The organism is Paraburkholderia phenoliruptrix, assembly GCF_019511605.1.
In the GTDB taxonomy this organism is placed as follows: domain Bacteria; phylum Pseudomonadota; class Gammaproteobacteria; order Burkholderiales; family Burkholderiaceae; genus Paraburkholderia; species Paraburkholderia phenoliruptrix_A.
In genome coordinates, this window is sequence record NZ_JAEUAV010000081.1 from 1 (window position 1) to 318 (window position 318).

Below are 318 nucleotides of genomic sequence, written 5' to 3' on the forward strand. Positions count from 1 at the left end.
TGGGCGCCATGAGCGACGGATTCTTTCCGCTCGGTGTGAATGGCTTTCCGCATGGCGGCGTTCACTTTGGCAGCGCCTCCGCGTCGCGTCTGGACCAGTCGAGAGGTGTGCAGGTGATCGCGGATGGCGAAATCGTCGCATACCGGCTTGACGATACTTACCCGCATCTGCACTACACGCAGACGCGCCGCTGGGCCTGGTATTCGACGGGTTTCGTACTGGTCCGGCACAGGATGACCATGCCGCGCGCGCCAGGCAGTACGGCCGCCCAGCCAGCCGACGAGACGCTGACCTTCTTCAGCCTGTACATGCACATGG

Annotated in this window: 1 pseudogene; it reads left to right on the plus strand. The window is 63.2% G+C overall.

The features are described from left to right. Positions 1–8: 8 nt before the first annotated feature. Positions 9–318 (plus strand): annotated as a pseudogene (locus JNB89_RS30855) (lytic transglycosylase domain-containing protein); the annotation flags it as partial.